At 65.9% G+C, this 20,079-nt stretch carries 17 protein-coding genes; 14 read left to right on the top strand and 3 right to left on the bottom strand.

Annotation, left to right across the window (positions count from 1 at the left end; translation table 11 throughout):
• The first annotated feature begins 153 nt into the window (after positions 1-153).
• On the top strand, positions 154-1,461 hold the full coding sequence (locus tag A5779_RS25080; protein ID WP_064886437.1) for an AurF N-oxygenase family protein: 1,308 nt from the start codon (positions 154-156) through the stop codon (positions 1,459-1,461).
• Positions 1,462-1,642: 181 nt separating this feature from the next.
• Here A5779_RS25080 and A5779_RS25075 read toward each other — a convergent pair whose 3' ends face one another.
• Entirely contained in the window at positions 1,643-2,476 is an 834-nt protein-coding gene (locus A5779_RS25075) for a class I SAM-dependent methyltransferase (RefSeq protein WP_064886436.1), read from the bottom strand.
• A gap of 123 nt (positions 2,477-2,599) precedes the next feature.
• Here A5779_RS25075 and A5779_RS25070 point away from each other — a divergent pair, with 123 nt between their 5' ends.
• The 6 genes from A5779_RS25070 to ahcY all read left to right on the top strand — a co-directional run bounded on the left by A5779_RS25070 (position 2,600) and on the right by ahcY (position 8,110).
• Positions 2,600-4,078, top strand: a complete 1,479-nt coding sequence (locus A5779_RS25070) for an amino acid permease (protein WP_003882728.1) — start codon at positions 2,600-2,602, stop codon at positions 4,076-4,078.
• A gap of 218 nt (positions 4,079-4,296) precedes the next feature.
• Positions 4,297-5,451, top strand: coding sequence for an alkane 1-monooxygenase (locus tag A5779_RS25065; RefSeq protein ID WP_413784938.1), 1,155 nt, complete (start codon positions 4,297-4,299; stop codon positions 5,449-5,451).
• A complete protein-coding gene (locus A5779_RS33185; RefSeq protein ID WP_082448908.1) occupies positions 5,448-5,621 on the top strand; it encodes a rubredoxin in 174 nt (57 codons plus the stop codon). The genes A5779_RS25065 and A5779_RS33185 overlap by 4 nt, the downstream gene beginning before the upstream one ends.
• Entirely contained in the window at positions 5,618-5,836 is a 219-nt protein-coding gene (locus A5779_RS25060; protein WP_055111993.1) for a rubredoxin, read from the top strand. The genes A5779_RS33185 and A5779_RS25060 overlap by 4 nt, the downstream gene beginning before the upstream one ends.
• 53 nt (positions 5,837-5,889) lie before the next feature.
• Entirely contained in the window at positions 5,890-6,513 is a 624-nt protein-coding gene (gene alkX / locus A5779_RS25055; RefSeq protein WP_055111995.1) for a TetR family transcriptional regulator AlkX, read from the top strand.
• Positions 6,514-6,649: 136 nt separating this feature from the next.
• Positions 6,650-8,110: an adenosylhomocysteinase gene (gene ahcY / locus A5779_RS25050; protein WP_064886434.1), complete on the top strand. Its 1,461-nt coding sequence runs from the start codon at positions 6,650-6,652 to the stop codon at positions 8,108-8,110.
• Positions 8,111-8,187: 77 nt separating this feature from the next.
• Here the strand turns inward: ahcY and gjpA are convergent, their stop codons facing one another.
• Together gjpA and A5779_RS25040 are read right to left on the bottom strand one after the other, a co-directional pair.
• Positions 8,188-9,981, bottom strand: coding sequence for an outer membrane porin GjpA (gjpA, locus tag A5779_RS25045; protein ID WP_131811693.1), 1,794 nt, complete (start codon positions 9,979-9,981; stop codon positions 8,188-8,190).
• 523 nt (positions 9,982-10,504) lie between these two features.
• Positions 10,505-12,364, bottom strand: coding sequence for a fatty acyl-AMP ligase (locus A5779_RS25040; protein ID WP_064886432.1), 1,860 nt, complete (start codon positions 12,362-12,364; stop codon positions 10,505-10,507).
• A 133-nt stretch (positions 12,365-12,497) separates the two neighbouring features.
• On the opposite strand from A5779_RS25040, the gene A5779_RS25035 reads away from it, so the two are divergent.
• The 7 genes from A5779_RS25035 to lpqB all read left to right on the top strand — a co-directional run bounded on the left by A5779_RS25035 (position 12,498) and on the right by lpqB (position 20,069).
• Positions 12,498-13,718, top strand: coding sequence for an AAA family ATPase (locus tag A5779_RS25035; RefSeq protein WP_064886431.1), 1,221 nt, complete (start codon positions 12,498-12,500; stop codon positions 13,716-13,718).
• Positions 13,715-14,737 (top strand): tetratricopeptide repeat protein, encoded by a 1,023-nt coding sequence (locus tag A5779_RS25030; RefSeq protein ID WP_064886430.1) that lies wholly within the window; start codon positions 13,715-13,717, stop codon positions 14,735-14,737. The genes A5779_RS25035 and A5779_RS25030 overlap by 4 nt, the downstream gene beginning before the upstream one ends.
• 11 nt (positions 14,738-14,748) lie before the next feature.
• Positions 14,749-15,138, top strand: coding sequence for an HAD family hydrolase (locus tag A5779_RS25025; RefSeq protein ID WP_131811692.1), 390 nt, complete (start codon positions 14,749-14,751; stop codon positions 15,136-15,138).
• Between the two features lie 94 nt (positions 15,139-15,232).
• Positions 15,233-15,865 (top strand): dTMP kinase, encoded by a 633-nt coding sequence (locus A5779_RS25020; RefSeq protein ID WP_064886428.1) that lies wholly within the window; start codon positions 15,233-15,235, stop codon positions 15,863-15,865.
• A 52-nt stretch (positions 15,866-15,917) separates the two neighbouring features.
• Positions 15,918-16,604 carry a two-component system response regulator MtrA gene (gene mtrA, locus A5779_RS25015; protein ID WP_019343547.1) on the top strand — a complete coding sequence of 229 codons (687 nt, stop codon included), beginning with the start codon at positions 15,918-15,920 and terminating at the stop codon, positions 16,602-16,604.
• 46 nt (positions 16,605-16,650) lie between these two features.
• Entirely contained in the window at positions 16,651-18,312 is a 1,662-nt protein-coding gene (gene mtrB / locus A5779_RS25010) for an MtrAB system histidine kinase MtrB (RefSeq protein WP_064886498.1), read from the top strand.
• A complete protein-coding gene (gene lpqB, locus A5779_RS25005) occupies positions 18,309-20,069 on the top strand; it encodes an MtrAB system accessory lipoprotein LpqB (RefSeq protein ID WP_064886427.1) in 1,761 nt (586 codons plus the stop codon). Before mtrB ends, lpqB begins: the two co-directional genes overlap by 4 nt.
• Positions 20,070-20,079: the final 10 nt, after the last annotated feature.

Below are 20,079 nucleotides of genomic sequence, written 5' to 3'. Positions count from 1 at the left end.
CCGCGCACCCGGGCGGCGCAACCGGGCGTCCCGCCCAGTGGGCCTGTCTAACGAACGTGCAACAACTCGTGGCACAATCCTGTGGCTGGAGGCGTGATATGGCTCTCAAGTTGATACCCTCTGCAAGGAAACTCACAGTCAACGGATGGGGCAATGGCAACGGTCAGCGACGCGGACGGCACGGCAACGGGGGACCTCTATTTCGACAGGGTGGAGGCCCTCTCTCGTGCGACGGTCCGTCGACGCTTCGATCCGTACGTTGACATCGACTGGGATGCACCCGAAAACGCGCTGGCAGACGACGACCCGCGATGGCAACTCGACCCGGACAGTGCTCCGCTCGCGGCTACTGAATGGTATGCCCAACAGCCTTTGCAGCGCCGTATCGACATGGGACGCTGGGTAACTGCGAACACCCTGAAGGTCACCCTCCAATTCGAAATGATGTTGATTCGAGGAGTGGTGCATTACGCCGGCAAGATGCCGAATGGTTCGCCGGTATTCCAGTATCTGCTCCACGAACTGATCGACGAATGCAATCACATCCAGATGTTCCAGGAATTCGTCAACCGCACTGGCGAGGACGTGCCAGGAATGCGGCGAGGGTCCCGGTTTATCGGACCGATCCTGGGCTTTATCGGCGGTTATGCCAACATGATTCACTTCATCGGGGTGCTGTGCGGTGAACAGCCGCTGCACTTCCAGCAGACGCTGCAGCATCGTGGCGCAGCGCACGTGCCGCCGCTGCTGAACAAGATCACCTACATTCACCTGGCCGAGGAAGCGCGCCATATATCGTTTGCCGACGACCTTCTGGCTCAGCGAATGCAGAGCGTCAGTCGGCGCAAGCGAGCGTGGTACGCAATTCTTTTCCCGTTCTTTCTGCGGTGGTTGATCGGGGAGATGATGGGGCCGCCGCGCACATTTGCCCGGCAATTCGGTGTTCCGCGACGGGTTTTCAAGGCTGCGTTCTGGCGGAGCGATCAGTCGCGCCAGATGATGGCTGAATCGGCTGCCGATGTTCGGCGAGTAGCCGAGGACCTCGGTTTGCGGACGGTGTGGTCGCGCTGGATCTGGCGAATGTTGGGTATCGACGGGCGGCTACCGCGGTACCGCGGTGAGCCGGATCGCGGCTCGGCGATCACGCGCGTGACCGGGCTTCGCACGGCAGTGGCGGCCCGCCTTGCGGCCGTGGCGATCATGGCGGGCGTTGCCCTGCTGGTGGCGCCGGACGGCCTGAAGATCATCGGCTGCGCCGCTGCCGGCGCGGGCGTGTGGGCGGCCTATCACACGTTCCGGGAGCGCCGCGGCGGTGTGATGGGCAACCAGCCGTTCGAATGGCCGAGGCTTCTTGTGTGGATAGTGGTGTGCGTGGCCATGATTCCCGCCGGCGGGCTGATCGGACTCGCCTTGGTGGTCTTCATGATCCTGGCACTCGCCGAATTCATGCCCACCCTCTGAGCCAACCTGAATCGTTTGCGCAGGACGTTGCCGGTCGGCAACGTCCTGCGACGCGTATCCGGGGAGAACCGCTGAGCCTGAGTGAGTCTGGTGCCCCTGGTCTCGGCCGGCCTCGGCGCATGACGGCCTGCGCGGGCGGCGCCGCGTCAGTCGAGGAGTTTCAGGCCGATCCGGCTACCGGTCAGGCGGGCTTTTGGAACGTGTACACGCGGTATTGGATGAGGCCGGCCTTGGACAGCCACTTCATCCAGCGTGTGCCGACGATCATCGTCTTCTGGGCGTCCGCTGACCCCTGCTCGCGAAAGAACTTGAGCAGGAAGGGGTACGTCGGCAAGGTGTTCTTCCGGATGTTGCGTTTCTCGGCGAGCTCGAGCCCCGCACGCTTACCCATGGACCGGTAACCCCGCAGCGGGACATTCCCGAGCGTTCCGTAGGACTTCGCGATCCGGGGACGGATCGCCATCCAGATCGGGGTCTTCCCGAAGAACATCAGGGTCGGTACGAAGTCGGACACCGCCAGGTACCCGCCCGGCTTGAGCACCCGCGCGGCTTCGGCGAGGAACTTCTCGCGGGACGGGAAGTGGAAGATGCATTCGACGGCCAGGACACGGTCGAAGGAGTTGTCCTCGAACGGCAACTGGCAGGCGTCGGCCTCGACCCAACCGATCTTGTTGCCGTTGACGGGCTTGGTCTGGGCCTCGGCCGCCGCGAGCTGGCGCGGGTCGATGTTGAGGCCGGTGAGGTCCATGTCCGAGTAGGTGCCGTTGATCTGCTGGATGGTCCCACCGAACCCGCAGCCGGCGTCCAGCAGCTTCTGCCCGTCGGCAACCTTTCCGGCGGCGAACAGGACATGGTCCATCTGCTCCATGGCCGCGATGTAGTCATCCCGGGTGCCCTTGGCGGTCTTGGGATCTTCCCAGTAGCCCCAGTGCACCTGGTTTTCCCACAGCTGGCCCGTTTCGCCACCTTCCTGCCGTTCATCGATCAGCAGGTCGAAGTAGGGGAGCTCAGCCATGCGCGGACCGTATCACGATCGGCGCCGAGTGTGACGTACGCCCCACTCTCGCGGCAGGGCACGGTTCGGCGAAGTTTGAGAGTCCTACCGGTTTCACCGCCACCGTGATGGGAGCATGACGGGATGTCTGCCCTTCGGCGAATCAAATCTGTCGAACAGTCGATTGCCGACACCGACGAACCGTCGACCCGGCTCCGCAAGGACCTCACCTGGTGGGACCTGACGGTGTTCGGTGTCTCGGTCGTCATCGGTGCGGGCATTTTCACCATCACCGCTTCCACGGCGGGCAACTTGACCGGGCCTGCGATCTCGATTGCCTTCGTCATCGCCGCCGTCGCGTGCGGGTTGGCCGCCCTGTGCTACGCCGAGTTCGCCTCCACCGTGCCGGTTGCCGGTAGCGCGTACACCTTCTCCTATGCCACGTTCGGGGAGTTCGCGGCGTGGATCATCGGATGGGACCTGATCCTGGAGTTCGCCGTCGCGTCCGCGGTGGTGGCCAAGGGGTGGTCGAGCTACCTCGGAACCGTGTTCGGGTTCGGGGGCGGGATCGCGGATTTCGGCGGTCTCGAGATCGACTGGGGCGCGTTGGTGATCATCGCGCTGGTGACGGTTCTGCTGGTGGTGGGCACCAAGTTGTCAGCGCTCTTCAGCCTGGTCATCACTGTCATCAAGGTGTCGGTCGTGCTGTTGGTGGTGGTCGTGGGCGCCTTCTATATAAAGGCCGCCAACTACACCCCGTTCATTCCGCCGAACGAGGCCGGCGAGGGGGCCAGCGGGGCCGACCAGTCACTGTTCTCGTTGTTGACCGGAGCGGCGGGCAGCCACTACGGCTGGTACGGGGTGCTGGCCGGTGCCTCGATCGTGTTCTTCGCGTTCATCGGGTTCGACGTCGTCGCAACCACTGCCGAGGAGACCCGCGATCCGCAGCGCGACGTACCCCGCGGCATCCTGGCCTCACTCGGGATCGTCACCGTGTTGTACGTCGCGGTGTCGGTGGTGCTTTCCGGCATGGTGTCCTACACCGTGCTGCGCGATGCACCCGACGGCCACGCCAACCTGGCCACTGCCTTCGAAGCCAACGGTGTGCACTGGGCCGCGAAGGTGATCTCCATCGGCGCGCTTGCCGGGCTCACCACGGTGGTGATCGTGCTGATGCTGGGACAGACCCGCGTGCTGTTCGCGATGTCGCGCGACGGTCTGCTGCCGCGACAGTTGGCCGTGACCGGCACCCACGGGACGCCGGTCCGCATCACCCTGATCGTCGGGGTGCTGGTGGCGATCGCCGCCTCGGTGTTCCCGATGGGCCGGCTCGAGGAGATGGTCAACATCGGCACGCTGTTCGCCTTCGTGCTGGTCTCGGCGGGGGTGATCGTGCTGCGGCGGACCCGGCCCGACCTGAAGCGCGGATTCCGCGTGCCGTGGGTGCCGGTGTTGCCGATCGCCGCGATCCTGGCGTGCCTGTGGTTGATGCTCAACCTCACCGGGCTGACCTGGATCCGGTTCCTGCTCTGGATGGTGATCGGGGTGGTGGTGTACGCCGTGTACGGCCGGAGCCATTCGACGCTGGCCAGTAGGGAAGTCGCGGCGACGCCGTCGCAGTAGCTGAAATCGACGCTCGACCACAGTGGATCCCTCGTGGCCTGGGTCACTTTACAAAAGATAGGTCAATGTCTAGACAAGAGACATAGGCGCGCTTATAGTCAAGTCATCGCAGTGACAGCACTCACACAAGGAGGCTCATCGTGGTGGCGGAACTCTCGAGCGGACCGGACGTCGCAGACGTCGGGCAGTGGCGGGACAAGAAGCGGCATCTGTGGCTCATGGGCCTGATCGCCCCGACGGCGATCTTCGTGATGCTGCCGCTGATCTGGGGGCTCAACCAGCTCGGCTGGCACACCGCCGCCCAGGTGCCACTGTGGATCGGGCCGATTCTGCTCTACGTGCTGCTGCCGCTGTTGGACCTGCGGTTCGGGCCCGACGGCCAGAACCCGCCCGACGAGGTGATGGAGCAGCTGGAGAACGACAAGTACTACCGGTACTGCACCTACCTCTACATCCCGTTCCAGTACGCGAGCGTCGTCATGGGCGCGTATCTGTTCACGGCGTCCGATCTCAGCTGGCTCGGGTTCGACGGCGGACTCGGTTGGCCGGCCAAGATCGGTATCGCGCTGTCGGTGGGTGTGCTCGGAGGGGTGGGCATCAACACCGCGCATGAGATGGGGCACAAGCGAGACTCGTTGGAGCGCTGGCTGTCCAAGATCACGCTGGCCCAGACCTGGTACGGCCACTTCTACATCGAGCACAACCGTGGGCACCACGTGCGGGTCGCCACGCCCGAGGATCCCGCGTCGGCGCGTTTCGGCGAGACCTTCTGGGAGTTCCTGCCGCGCAGCGTGTTCGGTAGCCTGCGCTCGTCGTGGGAGTTGGAGGCCCAGCGCTTGCGCCGGCAGGACAAGTCGCCGTGGCACTGGTCCAACGACGTTCTCAATGCGTGGGCCATGTCGGTGGTGTTCTTCGGCATCCTGATCGCGGTGTTCGGACCCGCGCTGATCCCGTTCATCGTCATCCAGGCCATCTACGGCTTCAGCCTGCTGGAATCGGTGAACTACCTCGAGCACTACGGGCTGTTGCGGCAGAAGACGGCCAGCGGTCGCTACGAGCGGTGCGCCCCGGTGCACAGCTGGAACTCCGACCACATCGTCACCAACCTGTTCCTGTATCACCTGCAGCGGCACAGCGATCACCACGCCAACCCCACCCGCCGGTATCAGACCCTGCGCAGCATCGACGGCGCACCCAACCTGCCCAGTGGGTATGCGTCGCTGATCGGGCTCACCTACCTGCCGCCGTTGTGGCGCAAGCTGATGGACCACCGGGTGCTGGAGCACTACGACGGTGACATCACCAAGGTGAACATCCAGCCGCGGCTGCGGGCGAAGGTGTTGGCGCGCTACGGGGCCGGTGATGCCGCGTGAGCGCCTACGAGTGTCCTGGATGCGGCTACGTGTACGACGAAGCGAAAGGCGCTCCGCGAGAGGGGTTCCCGGCTGGAACGCCATGGAGCGACGTGCCCGACGACTGGTGCTGCCCGGACTGTGCGGTGCGGGAGAAGGTCGACTTCGAACCGATGGGAGCAGTGAAATGACCGACGAGCGCTTGCGCGAGGAGCCGACCGGCACCGAGCCGTACAAGCTGTACATCTGCGTCCAGTGCGGATTCGAGTACGACGAGGCCAAGGGCTGGCCCGAGGACGGCATCGCCCCGGGGACCCGCTGGGATGACATCCCCGAGGACTGGAGCTGCCCGGATTGTGGCGCTGCGAAGACCGATTTCGAGATGGTCGAGGTCGCACGGCCTTGACGGCTTCGAGCGACGCGCTCGAAACACGGACGGAAAGCGATATTGTCGCCCGTGTGAGTCGGCCGCGAGACAAACAGCGCATCCCGTATGCGGAGGCATCCAGGGTGCTGCTGCGCGATTCGATTCTCGACGGCATGCGGGAACTGCTGTTGACCCGCGACTGGTCGGCCATCACGCTCTCGCACGTGGCCCAGGTCGCGGGGATCAGCCGTCAGACGATCTACAACGAGTTCGGGTCCCGACAGGGACTGGCCGAGGGTTATGCCATGCGCCTGGCGGACCGGTTGGTCGACGCGGTCGACAATGCGATCAACAACAACGTCGGCGAGGTGCACGCGGCGTTCCTGGAGGGGTTCCGGGCGTTCTTCCTGGAATCGGCCGCCGATCCGCTGGTGATCTCGTTGCTCACCGGCGCTTCCAAGCCCGACCTGCTCCAGATCATCACCACCGGCAGCGGCCCGATCATCTCGCGATGCTCTGCCCGGCTGACCGGAACCTTTCAGAACAGTTGGATGAAAGCCAGTGACGAGGACGCCGGGGTGCTGGCCCGCGCGATCGTGCGCCTGGCGATGAGTTACGTGTCGATGCCGCCCGAGGCGGACCACGACGTGGCCGGTGACCTGGCCCGACTCATGACGCCTTTCGCCGAGCGCTACGGTGTCATAGATACCCCGTAGCTGTCAGAGCGCCGCTGCCGTTACTCCGCATGAGCGCCTGTCCCGCGAGCCCGCAGGCTAGAGGTATCTGCGTGTGGCGTCGCCGTTGGGCGCGTCTGTGCGCGTGCAAGCAATCACGACTGAAAGAGGGCTCTACATGACCGAGTTGAAGGCCGACAGCCTCAACGGTATCGACTACAAGGTGGCCGACCTCTCGCTGGCCGAATTCGGCCGCAAGGAGATCCGCCTGGCCGAGCACGAGATGCCCGGCCTCATGGCGCTGCGTCGCGAATACCACGACGTGCAGCCGCTCAAAGGCGCCCGCATCTCCGGCTCACTGCACATGACCGTGCAGACCGCGGTGCTGATCGAGACACTGGTTGCTCTCGGCGCCGAAGTGCGATGGGCGTCCTGCAACATCTTCTCCACCCAGGACCATGCTGCCGCGGCGGTCGTCGTCGGTCCGAACGGCACGCCGGAGGAGCCCAAGGGCACCCCCGTGTTCGCCTGGAAGGGCGAGACGCTGGAGGAGTACTGGTGGGCCGCCGAGCAGATGCTCACCTGGGAGGGTGAGCCGGCGAACATGATCCTCGACGACGGCGGCGACGCCACCATGCTCGTGCTGCGTGGCGCCGAGTACGAGAAGGCCGGCGTGGTCCCGCCCGCCGAGGAAGACGACTCGGCCGAGTGGAAGGTCTTCCTGTCCCTGGTGCGCAAGCGCTTCGAGACCGAGAAGGACAAGTGGACCAAGATCGCCGCGTCGGTCAAGGGTGTCACCGAGGAGACCACCACCGGCGTGCTGCGGCTGTACCAGTTCGCCGCCGCGGGTGAGCTGGCGTTCCCGGCCATCAACGTCAACGACTCGGTCACCAAGAGCAAGTTCGACAACAAGTACGGCACCCGGCACTCGCTGGTCGACGGCATCAACCGTGGCACCGACGCGCTGATCGGCGGCAAGAAGGTGCTGATCTGCGGCTACGGCGACGTGGGCAAGGGCTGTGCCGAGTCGCTGGCCGGTCAGGGCGCGCGCGTGCAGGTCACCGAGGTCGACCCGATCAACGCCCTGCAGGCGCTGATGGACGGTTACGACGTGGTGACCGTCGAAGAGGCGATCGGCAACGCCGACATCGTGGTGACCGCGACCGGCAACTTCGACATCATCCTGCTGGACCACATGAAGGCGATGAAGGACCACGCGATCCTGGGCAACATCGGCCACTTCGACAACGAGATCGACATGGCGGCCCTGGAGAAGTCGGGTGCTACGCGGTTGAACATCAAGCCGCAGGTCGACCAGTGGACCTTCGGCGACACCGGCAAGTCGATCATCGTGCTGAGCGAGGGCCGGCTGCTCAACCTCGGAAACGCCACGGGGCACCCGTCGTTCGTGATGAGCAACAGCTTCTCGAACCAGGTGATCGCCCAGATCGAGCTGTGGACCAAGAACGACGAGTACGACAACGAGGTCTACCGCCTGGCCAAGCACCTCGACGAGAAGGTGGCGCGCATCCACGTCGAGGCACTGGGTGGCTCGCTGACCAAGCTCACCAAGGAGCAGGCCGAGTACATCGGCGTCGACGTCGACGGCCCGTACAAGCCGGAGCACTACCGCTACTGAGTCACTGAGGTAGCGCGACCAGACGGAAAAATGCCCCAAATCAAGCGATTTGGGGCATTTTTCTGTCTGCTGGCCGATTACTTCTTGTTGTCGTGCTTGCTCTTGCTGCCGGCGTCCTTCTTGGCCGGCTTGGTGGCTTCGGAACCGGAGCTGGACGCACCGGCACTCGAACCGCTTGAGCTGGAGGAAGATTCGCTGGATTTGCGGGTGCTGTTCGCGCCCAGTCCGTTGCGGACGTTCTTCACCGCATCCTTGACGCCCTTGACCAGATTGCTGCGCGGGGCCTTGTCCGTCGGGCCGGCCGGCCGGGTGGACGGCGCCTTCAGGCGGGTCTGGACCTTAGGCGTCGCCTTCACTACGGTCCCGGCATCGTCAGCCGATTCCGTTGCCGTTCCGGCGGTCTCGCCGGCGATGCTTGCCTCGTCAGCGGCATCGACCTTGGTGGCGGCCGGGGTCTTGGTGGCATCCGCGGCCGCGGGTACGGCGGCCGGCTTCTCCAACGACACCGTGACGGTCTTGTTCACGGTTGTGTGCGTCAGCTCGTTGGCCGCTGCGATGGCGTTGGCGGCTGAACTGTCGGTGACCGAACTGTCGGCATCCGTCACCGGAGCGGCAGCCAGGTCGGCGGCCTCCTCGGTGCCCGTGGTGATGCCTTGCAGCTTCTTGACGATGTTCTCGACAGCGGCACCCTTCAACGCTTCACGAAGTTTGGTGACGCCTGCACTTTCGGCGGTGTCGCTCAGAATGTCGCCCGTCGCGAGCGGATGCAGTCCGAACAGCGGGGGCTTCGGGGCAGGAGCATTCCCCTTACCGTCCCAATCGTCCCAGCCGCTGCCGAGCAGCACGCCGACCGTCTGCGACAGACCCTGCAGGGCGCCGATCGGGCCGACGGCCTCACCCTTGACCGAGATGGGCAGGGCACCGAGCTTGATATCCATGCCGAGGCTGTTGAAGATCGAGCCGCCGACCGAGGGGATCGTGACCTTGTTGCCGTCTTCGTCGGTGTACTCGTAGGTGCTCCGATCGGTGGAGCCCGGGGTGAGCAGACCGCCGAACGCGATGTTGAGCCCGGCGATGGTGACGGTGTCCTTGATCAGCCCCGCATCGTTGATCATGGGCGCCAGCGCATCGAGGTTGAGGTTGGCACCGTTGAGGAACGCGTCGACCATGCCGGCCGGTACCCCGAGCAGGCTGGAGAGCGCCGTCGTCGAGTCACCGGCCTGAAGCGCGTTTGAGATCGCCACGGCACTGTTGAGGAGCGCCACCGCGGGGCTGACGACCGGCCCGATGGAGCCGATGAGCACACCGCTCAGCGGCGAGGCCAATACACTCATGACCGCCGAGAAGGCCTCGGGGTCAACACCTTCGGCCAGGAAGCCGGGGAACATGTCGAGCGCCATGCCGTGCATACCACCCAGGGTGTGCTTGACCACAGCGTCCCTGGTTTCCTCGTCCGCGCCGATCAGGGTGAGACCGGTCAGCACCTTCATCGCATTGGCGGCGAACTGTTGCGACACGGCCTCGAAGCTCGACGGGTCGTCGAACAGCTGCTTGGCGTAACCGATCTGGTTGGCGATCGCCTGTTGCAGTCCGACTCCCGGGGCCAACAGGAAGTTGTCGCCCAGGATCGTGCCGTTGGCTTTCGCAGTGTCGAAGGCCGCCTGCAACGGCGCGAAGGGGTCCCAACCCGCCGTCAGCCGGACCGCGTCGGCCTGGATGTCGTGCTGAACGCCGGCCTGGACCGGGGAGATCCCCGGCGTGGCAGCGATCATTCCGGCAGCGGCGACAACGACTCCGGCTGCAGTGAGCCAGTGACGGGTGGTTTCTTGCTTTGCACCCACGGCAGTGTGGGGCTGAGCAACGAGATGCACGGCATCTCCTTTCGCATCTGTAAATAATCGGACAGACCATAGCCTGGCCAAGTAGTTGCAGATGCAAAATTTGGGCAACGAATGTAGCCAGTTTAAGGTTCCGCGCTTTCGAGCAACGCGTTGCGGCGCGGGAATCCGCTGCTCGCTGGGCTCGAACCTCATTTGGGCTAATAATTAGACATTTCCTTATGTCGCGAACGACCTCGGGGTGAGGTATCGATTCGCGTCGCCGGGCGCCCGGCGAGATCGTGTGTCGTCTGTCAAAAAATTTGTCTGACAACATGATTCATGCGATCAAGCCCCGTTCCGGGCGTGCTGCCGGTAGTCGGTCATCCGGCTCGGATGGGGCAGGCGCGCGAGGTCGAGGCATCTCGGTGCAGCGTCATTTGTGCGTGGGTGGGCGGAAACCGTGGCTCGCGGTACGGGCCGTGCCTGGGTCGTGCCGACCAGATTCGGACGCGATAACCCGTGGCCACCCGACCGGGTGGCCACGGTCAGCTAACAATCTTGGTCAGCTTTTGAGTCAGTTCTGGCCGGCGGCCTGCTGGCGGGCCGCCTCCGCCTTGATCAGCTCGGCGATCTGGATCGCCGCCTCGAGTTCCCTGGCCTTGGCGAGGTCATCAAGTGCCGACGGCCTACGCCAGTGCGCCACGGGTGCGATCTCGTCGTCGAGCAACTGTTGCCGGCACCGGCCCCGTTGGATCTTGCCGCTCGACGTCGTCGGAATCGACAGATGTTCCACCAGTAGAACCGAATTCGGCTCGACTCCGTATCGCGTGGTCACCGCGGTCCGGATCGCATCGGCCACCGCGGCGAGGTCGGCCGACCCCTCTCGTCGGCGCGCCACCTCCTGCACGATCACCATCTGTTCGACGGCGCCCAGGCCGGGAGTGATTGTGAAGACGGCGCCGCGGCCCGAGACGAGTGCCGGATGGCAGTCCTGCACCGTCCGCTCGATGTCGTTGGGGTAGTAGTTGCCGCCACGGATGACGACGAGGTCCTTGCAGCGTCCCGTGATGTACAGCTCGCCCGAACGAAGGAAACCCAGATCGCCGGTGCGCAGGAACGGGCCGCCGGATTCGTCTGGCAGCGTCGCCGAGAACGTCTGCGTCGTCTCGTCCGGTCGGGCCCAATAGCCCCAACCGACGCTGGGACCGGCGATCCAGATCTCGCCGACTTCGTCTGCCCCACAAGGCTGGTGGGTCAGCGGGTCGACGATGGCCACGTCCTGGCCGCCTCGCGGACGACCGCATCCCACCAACGCCAGAGCAGCCGGATGACCCGGGTCGACGTCGACGACGCGATCGACCTGAAGGCTGGTGCGATCGACGTGTGCAACGACCGGCAACGCGGAGTCCGACCCGCCGGACACCAGCAACGTCGCCTCCGCGAGCCCGTACACCGGACACAGCGCCTCCGGCCGGAAGCCCGCCGGTGCGAACGCCTCGGCGAACTTCTCCAGCGTGGCGGCCTGTACCGGTTCGGCGCCGTTCATGGCGGTGGCCAGGCTGGACAGATCGAGCGCCGCGCGCTGCTCTGCGGTGCTCTCGTCGACACACCGGTCGTAGGCGAAGTTCGGTGCGGCGGTGAAGGTTGCGCGAAGCCGGGAGATCGCTTCGAGCCAGCCCATCGGCCGTTTGACGAAGGAGGACGGCGACATCAGATGGGTGGTGCACCCGACGTAGATCATCGAGAGGATCCCGCCGATCAGCCCCATGTCGTGGTGGGACGGCAGCCAGAACACGCTGGTTGCGGTGTCGTCGCCGTGCCATACCTGGCGGATCGACTCCATGTTGTGCATAAGGTTTCGGTGCGTCAGGGCGACGCCCTTCGGGGTCGTGGTGGAGCCAGACGTGTACTGCACCATGGCGATCGCGTCGGCGTCGACATCGGGTGCTGCCCAGCCGCTGCCGTCTGCGGAAGCGCCGTCCACCTCATCGGTGCGGACCCACCGCAGGTCACGCCCCTCGGCCAACTCATCGATGGCGGCCTTGATCTTCGCCTGCGTCTTGGCGGTGGCCAGGGCGAAGCGCGCATGTGCGTCGGGCACCACCGAGGACAGACGCGGAGCCAGCCGCTCGTGCACCGGCACGGCGACAGCGCCCGCGTAGATGCAGCCGAAGAACCCGGCGACGGAATCCAGGCCGGGCCGGCACAGGACCAGAACGCGTTCACCGGCAGCGCCCAGTTCTTGCAGGGTGGACGCGATCGCGCGGGCCCGTCGATCCAGGTCGCGGTAGGTCAGCTGGGTGCGGTTCTGGTCGTCGCCGTCGTAGGAGAAGCTGAACGCAACCTTGTCCTGATACGTCGCGGCCCGCTGCTGCAGCATCTCCAGCAGGGTTGCTGCGGCGGGCTTCACCGCGAGCACTGTGTTCTGGTGCATCCGCTACCTCATACGTCGGCGATTCCTGGGATCAGGCGACCGTACCGGACGCCCCGGAGGGCCCTCGGATTACCCGCAGGAGGCGGCGTCGAGCTCCGGATAGGATTTCACCAGCGATCGATCGGGGGTTTGCATGGCTGAGGACGCAGTCATCCAGGAGTTAGCTGCCGCTGTTGAACGCAGCCCGGAGCTGGCAGAGTTGCGCCTGCACCTGGCCACTTTGCTGGTCGAACGGGGCCGCTATGCCGAGGCGCTGACACATTGCAGCGCAGTGCTGGCCCAGGACGCCTCGAACATCCGGGCCGTGACGCTGCTGCAGCAGTGCAGCGCCGGCCTGGCGGGCGCGTCAGCCCCTGCTGCGCCCGCAGAGCCCGCTCGGGGCTTCGACTGGACGGCGGCCGAGAAGGAGGTCGCCGACATCGTCAAACCGGCATTCGTCACCGAACCCGCCGAAGCCGTCAACGAGAACGACTACGACGCACTGCAGCGCACGTCGGTCCGGCTCGACGACATCGCGGGGATGGCCGAGGTCAAGAAACAGCTCGAGCTCTCACTGCTGGGCCCCATCCGCAATCCCGAGCTGATGAAGGCATTCAAGGTGTCCGCGCGCGGCGGACTGCTGCTGTACGGCCCACCCGGATGCGGCAAGACGTACATCGCCAAGGCGGTGTCCGGCGAACTCGGGGCGAACTTCTATCAGGTCGGGATCGCCGACGTGTTGTCCCGTTGGCTCGGCGAGAGCGAACACAGTGTCCGGGCGATCTTCGACAACGCGCGTCGCAACGCGCCCTGCGTGCTGTTCTTCGACGAGGTGGATGCGCTCGGTCATCGTCGTTCGGCACTGAGCGGGTCTGCCGGGTTACGGACCGTCGTGAACGCCCTTCTGGAAGAACTGGATTCGGCCACATCCGACAACGACGGTGTCTACGTGCTGGGCGCCACCAACGCTCCATGGGACGTCGACGCCGCGCTGCGCAGGCCCGGCCGGTTCGACCGGATGATCTTCGTGTCATTGCCTGACGTCGATGCGCGTGCGGCGATCATGAAGTTGCATCTGCAGGACCGGCCGGTGGAGGGCATCAACCTGGCGTCGGTGGCCAAACGTACCGACGGTTTCTCCGGCGCCGACCTGGCCCATGTCTGTGATACCGCAACGCAATTGGCGATGGCCGAATCTCTGCGAAGCGGTCAGGTGCGGCCCGTTCAGATGTCCGACATCGACGCCGCGGTGGCGCAGATCCGGCCGTCGACCGGACCGTGGTTCGAGACCGCACGTAACGTCGTGGAGTTCAGCAACCGCGACGGCACCTACGACGATCTCGCAAAATACATGCGGCGGAACAAACTTCGGTGACGTCGGCAGCCGCAGGCCCCGGCGATGTCGCCGAGGCGTATCTGGGCACAAGAAACTACCAGCGGGCTGCCGAAGTGCTGCAGTCCGCGTTGGCCGAAGCCCCCAACGATGCCGGACTCCTTGCGCAGTACGCCCGTGCGTGCCTGGGGTTGAAGGACTATCAGCGGGCGGCGCAGGCCGCTCATTCGGCGTTGGCCGCCGCTCCCGGCGACGAACACGTGATGCGTGTGTATGCCCTCGCGCTGAACGGACAGGGACGGCGGCAGGAAGCGCTGCAGATGGCGTGGAAAGCAGCCACGGAGAATCCGCACATCTATTCCGTGCACTACACCTACGCCAGTCTGTTGCACGAGGCCGGGCGTTCGCGAGAGGCGCTCGACGTGATCGACGAAGCCCTCCGGTTGTACCCGGAGTCGGCGGACTCGCTGGTGCTGCGCGGCGACATCCACCGGGCGCTGGGGAGTTTCACCGCTGCCGAGGACAGCTACCAGGCGGCCCTGCGGTTGGAACCCGACCATGCTTCGGCGGTTCACAATCTGGCGGTCGCCAGGCTGAAGTGGGGCAAACTGACGACGTCGATCAACGGTTTCCTCGGGGCGGGCCGGCTGGATCCGGGACTGGGCGCGTTGGCCCGCCGCAACATCGGGGTGGTGCTGATCCGGGTTCTGCGCGTCTCCACCGCGTGCGTCATCTTGCTGGCCCTCGCGATGATCTCCGTGATGGCCGTGCACGGAGATTCCCAACCGACCGTGGTACCAAGGATTTTCACTGCCTTGCTGTCGCTCGGGTTGGTGGCGGTGATCGCCTGGCTGGTGCGCAGCGTGCCACGCCCGACGCTGTACGCAGTGTTACGTGAACGAACCTTCCTGGCCGTCCGGCTAGGGTTCCTGGGGTTTGCGATCGTCGCCGGAGCGGTCACTGCGGCGGTGGGATCGACTCCGCTGACAGATGTCCTGGGCCCGTTGCTGTTGTTCGGGGCCGTGAGTCTGCGGGTGTATGGCTGGCTGAGCGGTCAATAGGGGGGATGGAAATGAAGCAGGTGACGATCGCCTTCGACATCGACGGGACGTTGCGGGACAACACGATCACCGATGGCTATGTGGCCAACGAACGCATCCGCACGCTACTGATCACCTTGGCCAGCATGAAGAACACCCGGATCATGCTCTGGTCCGGGGGCGGTGAGGGTTACGCCCGTCGGGCTGCCGACGCCATGGGCCTCGTGAAGTACGTCGACGTCTACGCCGACAAGGGCTACGGCGGCTACGACGCCGACGGTCATCCCATCTTCCACACCGACCTGAAACCCGACATCGCCTTCGACGACATCGAGGAGTGCTCGCTCGGCGGACTGAATCTCATTGTGCAGGAACGCGGATTCACGCCGGGTTATGTGCCGCCCGCGCAGCGGCCGAGCTGACGCGCGGCCGCCACTCCAGCGTGACGCTCGAGGGCTGGCGCCACTCTGGCGTGACATTGGGGGGCGACGGCCGCCGCAGAGCTAGGCTCGCGGGGTGCTCATTGCGATCGAGGGTGTCGACGGCGCAGGCAAACGTACGTTGACGGGCGGCCTGCGGGCGGCGTTCGAGGCCGACCACCTCTCTGTCGGCAGTCTGGCGTTCCCGCGCTATCACCGCTCGGTGCCCGCGGACCTGGCCGCCGAGGCGCTGCACGGCGCCCACGGCGATCTGGCCGGATCCGTCTACGCGATGGCCACCCTGTTCGCGCTCGACCGTGCCGGTGCCCGGGAGGAGATCGAACACCTGCAGGCCGCCTATGACGTCGTCATCCTGGATCGCTACGTGGCGTCCAACGCGGCCTACAGCGCGGCCCGGCTCCACCAGGGTGCCGACGGGGAAGCGGTGGCCTGGGTGCGTGAGCTCGAGTTCGACCGTTTGAAACTCCCCAGCCCGGATTGGCAGATTCTGCTCGATGTCCCCACCGAGCTGGCTGCTGCGCGGGCCGAGCATCGCGCCAACACCGAAGCCGACCGCGCCAAGGACGCCTACGAGCGCGACGGCGGGCTGCAACAGCGCACCGGTGCGGTGTATGCCGCGCTGGCAGCCGCCGACTGGTGCGGCCGATGGGCGGTCGCGGGCCCGGATGTGGACCCGGCAGCCCTGGCGGGGCGGCTAAGCAGCAGATAAAGCGGAGAAACCCGCGTGTGGTACCCCGGTTTTATCGCTATCGGGTGACACCATGGACACCATGAGGCAAAGGATCCTTGTCGTCGACGACGACCCATCGCTGGCCGAGATGCTCACCATCGTCTTGCGTGGTGAAGGATTCGACACCGCGGTCATCGGCGATGGCAGCCAGGCGCTCACAGCGGTCCGCGAATTGCGGCCTGACCTGGTCCTGTTGGATCTGATGCTGCCCGGCATGAACGGGATCGACGTGTGCCGGGTGCTGCGTGCCGACTCCGGCGTGCCGATCGTCATGCTGACGGCCAAGACCGACACGGTTGACGTGGTACTCGGCCTGGAGTCCGGCGCCGACGACTACGTGATGAAGCCTTTCAAGCCGAAGGAGCTGGTGGCCCGGGTGCGCGCGCGGCTGCGCCGCAACGAAGACGAGCCTGCCGAGCTGCTCTCGATCAACGATGTCGAGATCGACGTGCCCGCCCACAAGGTGACCCGGCAGGGCGAGCAGATTTCGCTGACGCCGCTGGAGTTCGACCTGCTGGTGGCGCTGGCACGTAAACCACGCCAGGTGTTTACTCGTGATGTGCTGCTCGAACAGGTGTGGGGATATCGCCACCCCGCCGACACCCGTTTGGTGAACGTGCATGTCCAGCGGTTGCGGGCCAAGGTCGAGAAGGATCCCGAGAACCCGCAGGTGGTGTTGACCGTTCGAGGAGTGGGATACAAGGCCGGACCACCGTGATCGGACGGCTCGCCGTCGCCGTGACACTCACCGCCCGGCGGTGGCCGTGATCTTCAGCTCCAGACGTCGCATTCGTGGTCGCTGGGGAGGTTCTGGTCCGCTGTTGCGCGGATTGGGGACGCTCGGACGGGCGGTGAGCCTGGTCTGGCGTCGCTCGCTGCAACTGCGGGTCGTGACGCTGACCCTGGGGCTCTCGCTCGCCGTCATCCTGGTGCTCGGCTTTGTGCTGACCAGCCAGATCACCGACCGGATCCTCGAGGTCAAGGTCAAGGCCGCCACCGAAGAGGTGGAACGGGCCCGCGTCACAGTCGGCGGCATCGTCGGCGGTGAGGAGAGCAGGTCGCTCGACAGCAGCCTGCAGCTGGCCCGCAACACCCTGATCGATCGCAAGGCCGACGCCCGAGCGGACGTGGCCGGCGCGTTCGACGCGGTGCTCATGGTCCCCGGCGACGGGCCGCGCGAAGCCGCTGCGGCCGGGCCGGTGCAACAGGTGCCCAAGGCGCTACGTGACTTCGTCAAGGCCGGACAGGTCAGCTACCAGTACACGCCGGTCGCCACCGATGCGTTCTCCGGCCCTGCGCTGATCGTCGGCAGCCCGGCGTCCTCGTCGGTGCCCAATCTTGAGCTGTACCTGATCTTTCCGCTGAACAACGAGGAAAGCACCATCTCCCTTGTGCGCGGCACCATGGCGACCGGTGGCGTGGTACTGCTGGGTCTGCTGGCGGCGATCGCTCTCGTGGTGGCCCGTCAGATCGTGCAGCCGGTCCGGTCCGCCTCACGGATCGCCGAGCGGTTCGCCGAAGGCCACCTGACCGAGCGGATGCCGGTGCGCGGCGAGGACGACATGGCCCGGCTCGCGGTGTCGTTCAACGACATGGCCGAGAGTCTCTCACGCCAGATCCAACAGCTCGAGGAATTCGGAAACCTGCAGCGCCGCTTCACCTCTGACGTCAGCCATGAACTGCGGACCCCGCTGACCACCGTGCGCATGGCCGCCGACCTGATCCACGATCACAGCGAGGACCTCGACCCCGCGCTGCGACGGTCCACCGAGCTGATGGTCAACGAGCTGGACCGGTTCGAGACACTGCTGGCCGATCTGCTGGAGATCTCCCGCCACGACGCCGGTGTGGCCGAGCTGTCGGTGGAGTCGGTGGATCTGCGGACGACGGTGCAGAGTGCGCTGGACAACGTCGGGCACCTGGCGGCCGATGCCGAGGTCGAGCTTGACGTCAACATGCCGGGCGACGAGGTGATCGCCGAGGTGGATCCGCGTCGGGTGGAACGCATCCTGCGCAACCTCATCGCCAACGCCATCGATCACGCCGAGCGCAAACCGGTGCGCATCCGGATGGCTGCCGACGAGGACACCGTCGCCGTCACCGTGCGCGATTACGGTGTCGGCCTGCGTCCCGGCGAGGAGAAGCTGGTGTTCAGCCGGTTCTGGCGGTCCGATCCGTCCCGGGTTCGCCGCTCCGGCGGCACCGGCCTGGGCCTGGCCATCAGCATCGAGGACGCGCGCCTGCACCAGGGCCGGTTGGAGGCCTGGGGTGAGCCGGGCAAGGGAGCCTGCTTCCGTCTGACGCTGCCCCTGGTGCGCGGCCACAAGGTGACCACCAGTCCGCTGCCGTTGAAACCTGCTTCGCAGCAGCAAAAGTCGCGGCAGCGCCCCAACCGCGACCGGGAGCATGCGGAGGAGAACGTGTGAAGCGCCTACTGACGGTGGTGGTCGTCGGTCTGGTAGTTCTGGTGTCCGGATGCGCGGGAATTCCGAATTCGTCGTCCCCGCAAGCGATCGGTACCGTCGACAGGCCGGCGCCACCGAACCTGCCCAAACCGGCGCCGGGCATGGACCCCGATGTTCTCCTGCGCGAATTCCTCAAGGCCACCGCCGATCCCGCAAACCGGCACCTGGCGGCCCGGCAGTTCCTCACCGAGTCGGCGTCCAGTTCGTGGGACGACGCCGGCAGCGCGCTGCTGCTCGACCGGGTGGTGTTCGTCGAAACCCGCGGCGCGGACCGGGTTTCGGTGAGCATGCGGGCAGACATCCTGGGATCCCTTTCCGACATGGGGGTGTTCGAGACCGGGGAGGGGGCACTGCCCGATCCCGGTCCGATCGAGCTCGTCCAGACTCCGGCCGGCTGGCGCATCGACCGGCTGCCCAACGGCGTTTTCCTTGACTGGCAACAGTTTCAGTCCACGTACAAGCGCAACACGCTCTACTTCGTCGACCCGACCGGGACCACGGTCGTGCCCGATCCCCGTTATGTCGCGGTGTCCGATCCCGACCAGTTGGCCACCGAACTGATCTCCAAACTGGTCTCCGGGCCCCGCCCGGAGATCGCCAGGGCCGTGCGTAACCTGCTCGACGCACCATTGCGGCTGCGCGGTCCGGTCACCCGGGCCGACGGTGGAAAGACCGGAGTGGGGCGCGGCTACGGCGGCGCCCGAATCGACCTCGAGAATCTCTCGACCACCGATCCGCACAGCCGGCAACTGCTTGCCGCACAGATCATCTGGACCCTGTCGCGGGCCGGGATCCGTGGGCCGTACGTGATCAACGTCGACGGTGCCCCGCTGGACGACCGGTTCGCCGACGGTTGGGAGACCTCCGACGTCGCGGCCACCGACCCGGGTGCGGTGCCTGGCGCGGCCGCAGGCCTGCACGCACTGGTCGGTGGATCGCTGGTGGCGTTGGACGGGCAGAGCACCACCCGCGTGCCCGGCGCGTTCGGTTCGGCACCGAATCAGAAGTCGGCCGCGGTGTCACGCAATGGCCAGGATGCGGCGTCTGTCGTCGTGTTGCCCGATGCCCCGGAGGCGACGGCCGCCTCGCTGTGGATGGGCCCGCTGGGGGGCCCCACCGCGATGGCCATCGAGGGCCGGACCCTGAGCCGCCCGAGTTGGTCGCTGGACCAAGCCGTATGGGTGGTGGTCGACGACGTCAATGTGGTCCGCGCCATCCGCGACGCGTCCGGTGTGCCGGCGCGTATCCCCGTCGACGCGGCGGCCGTGGTCACCCGATATCCCGGCCCGATCACCGAACTGCAGCTGTCCCGGGACGGCACTCGCGCGGCGATGGTGATCGGTGGGCAGGTGATCCTGGCCGGGATCGAGCGGACTCCGGAAGGACAGTTCCTGCTGACCTATCCGCGGCGTCTCGGCTTCGGCCTGGGCAACACGGTGGTGTCGTTGTCCTGGCGTACCGGCGACGACATCGTGGTCAGCCGGACCGATCCGGCGCACCCGGTGTCCTACGTCAATCTCGACGGGGTGAACTCGGACGGGCCCAGCCGCAATCTGCAGGTCCCGGTGGGCACGGTGGCGGCGAATCCGTCGACGGTCTACGTCGCTGATCAGCGCGGGGTGATGCAGCTGTCCGCATCGGTCAGTGAGGACAACCCCGGCTGGGTCGAGGTGCGTCCGCTGATGGTTCCCGGCTCGGCCCCGGTGCTGCCCGGCTGACCGACCCCCC

It is taken from the genome of Mycolicibacterium peregrinum (assembly GCF_001665625.1).
Taxonomy (GTDB): Bacteria; Actinomycetota; Actinomycetes; order Mycobacteriales; family Mycobacteriaceae; genus Mycobacterium; species Mycobacterium peregrinum_B.
The sequence above is the reverse complement of the archived record's forward strand: the minus strand, read 5'-3'. Positions and strand labels throughout refer to the sequence as shown.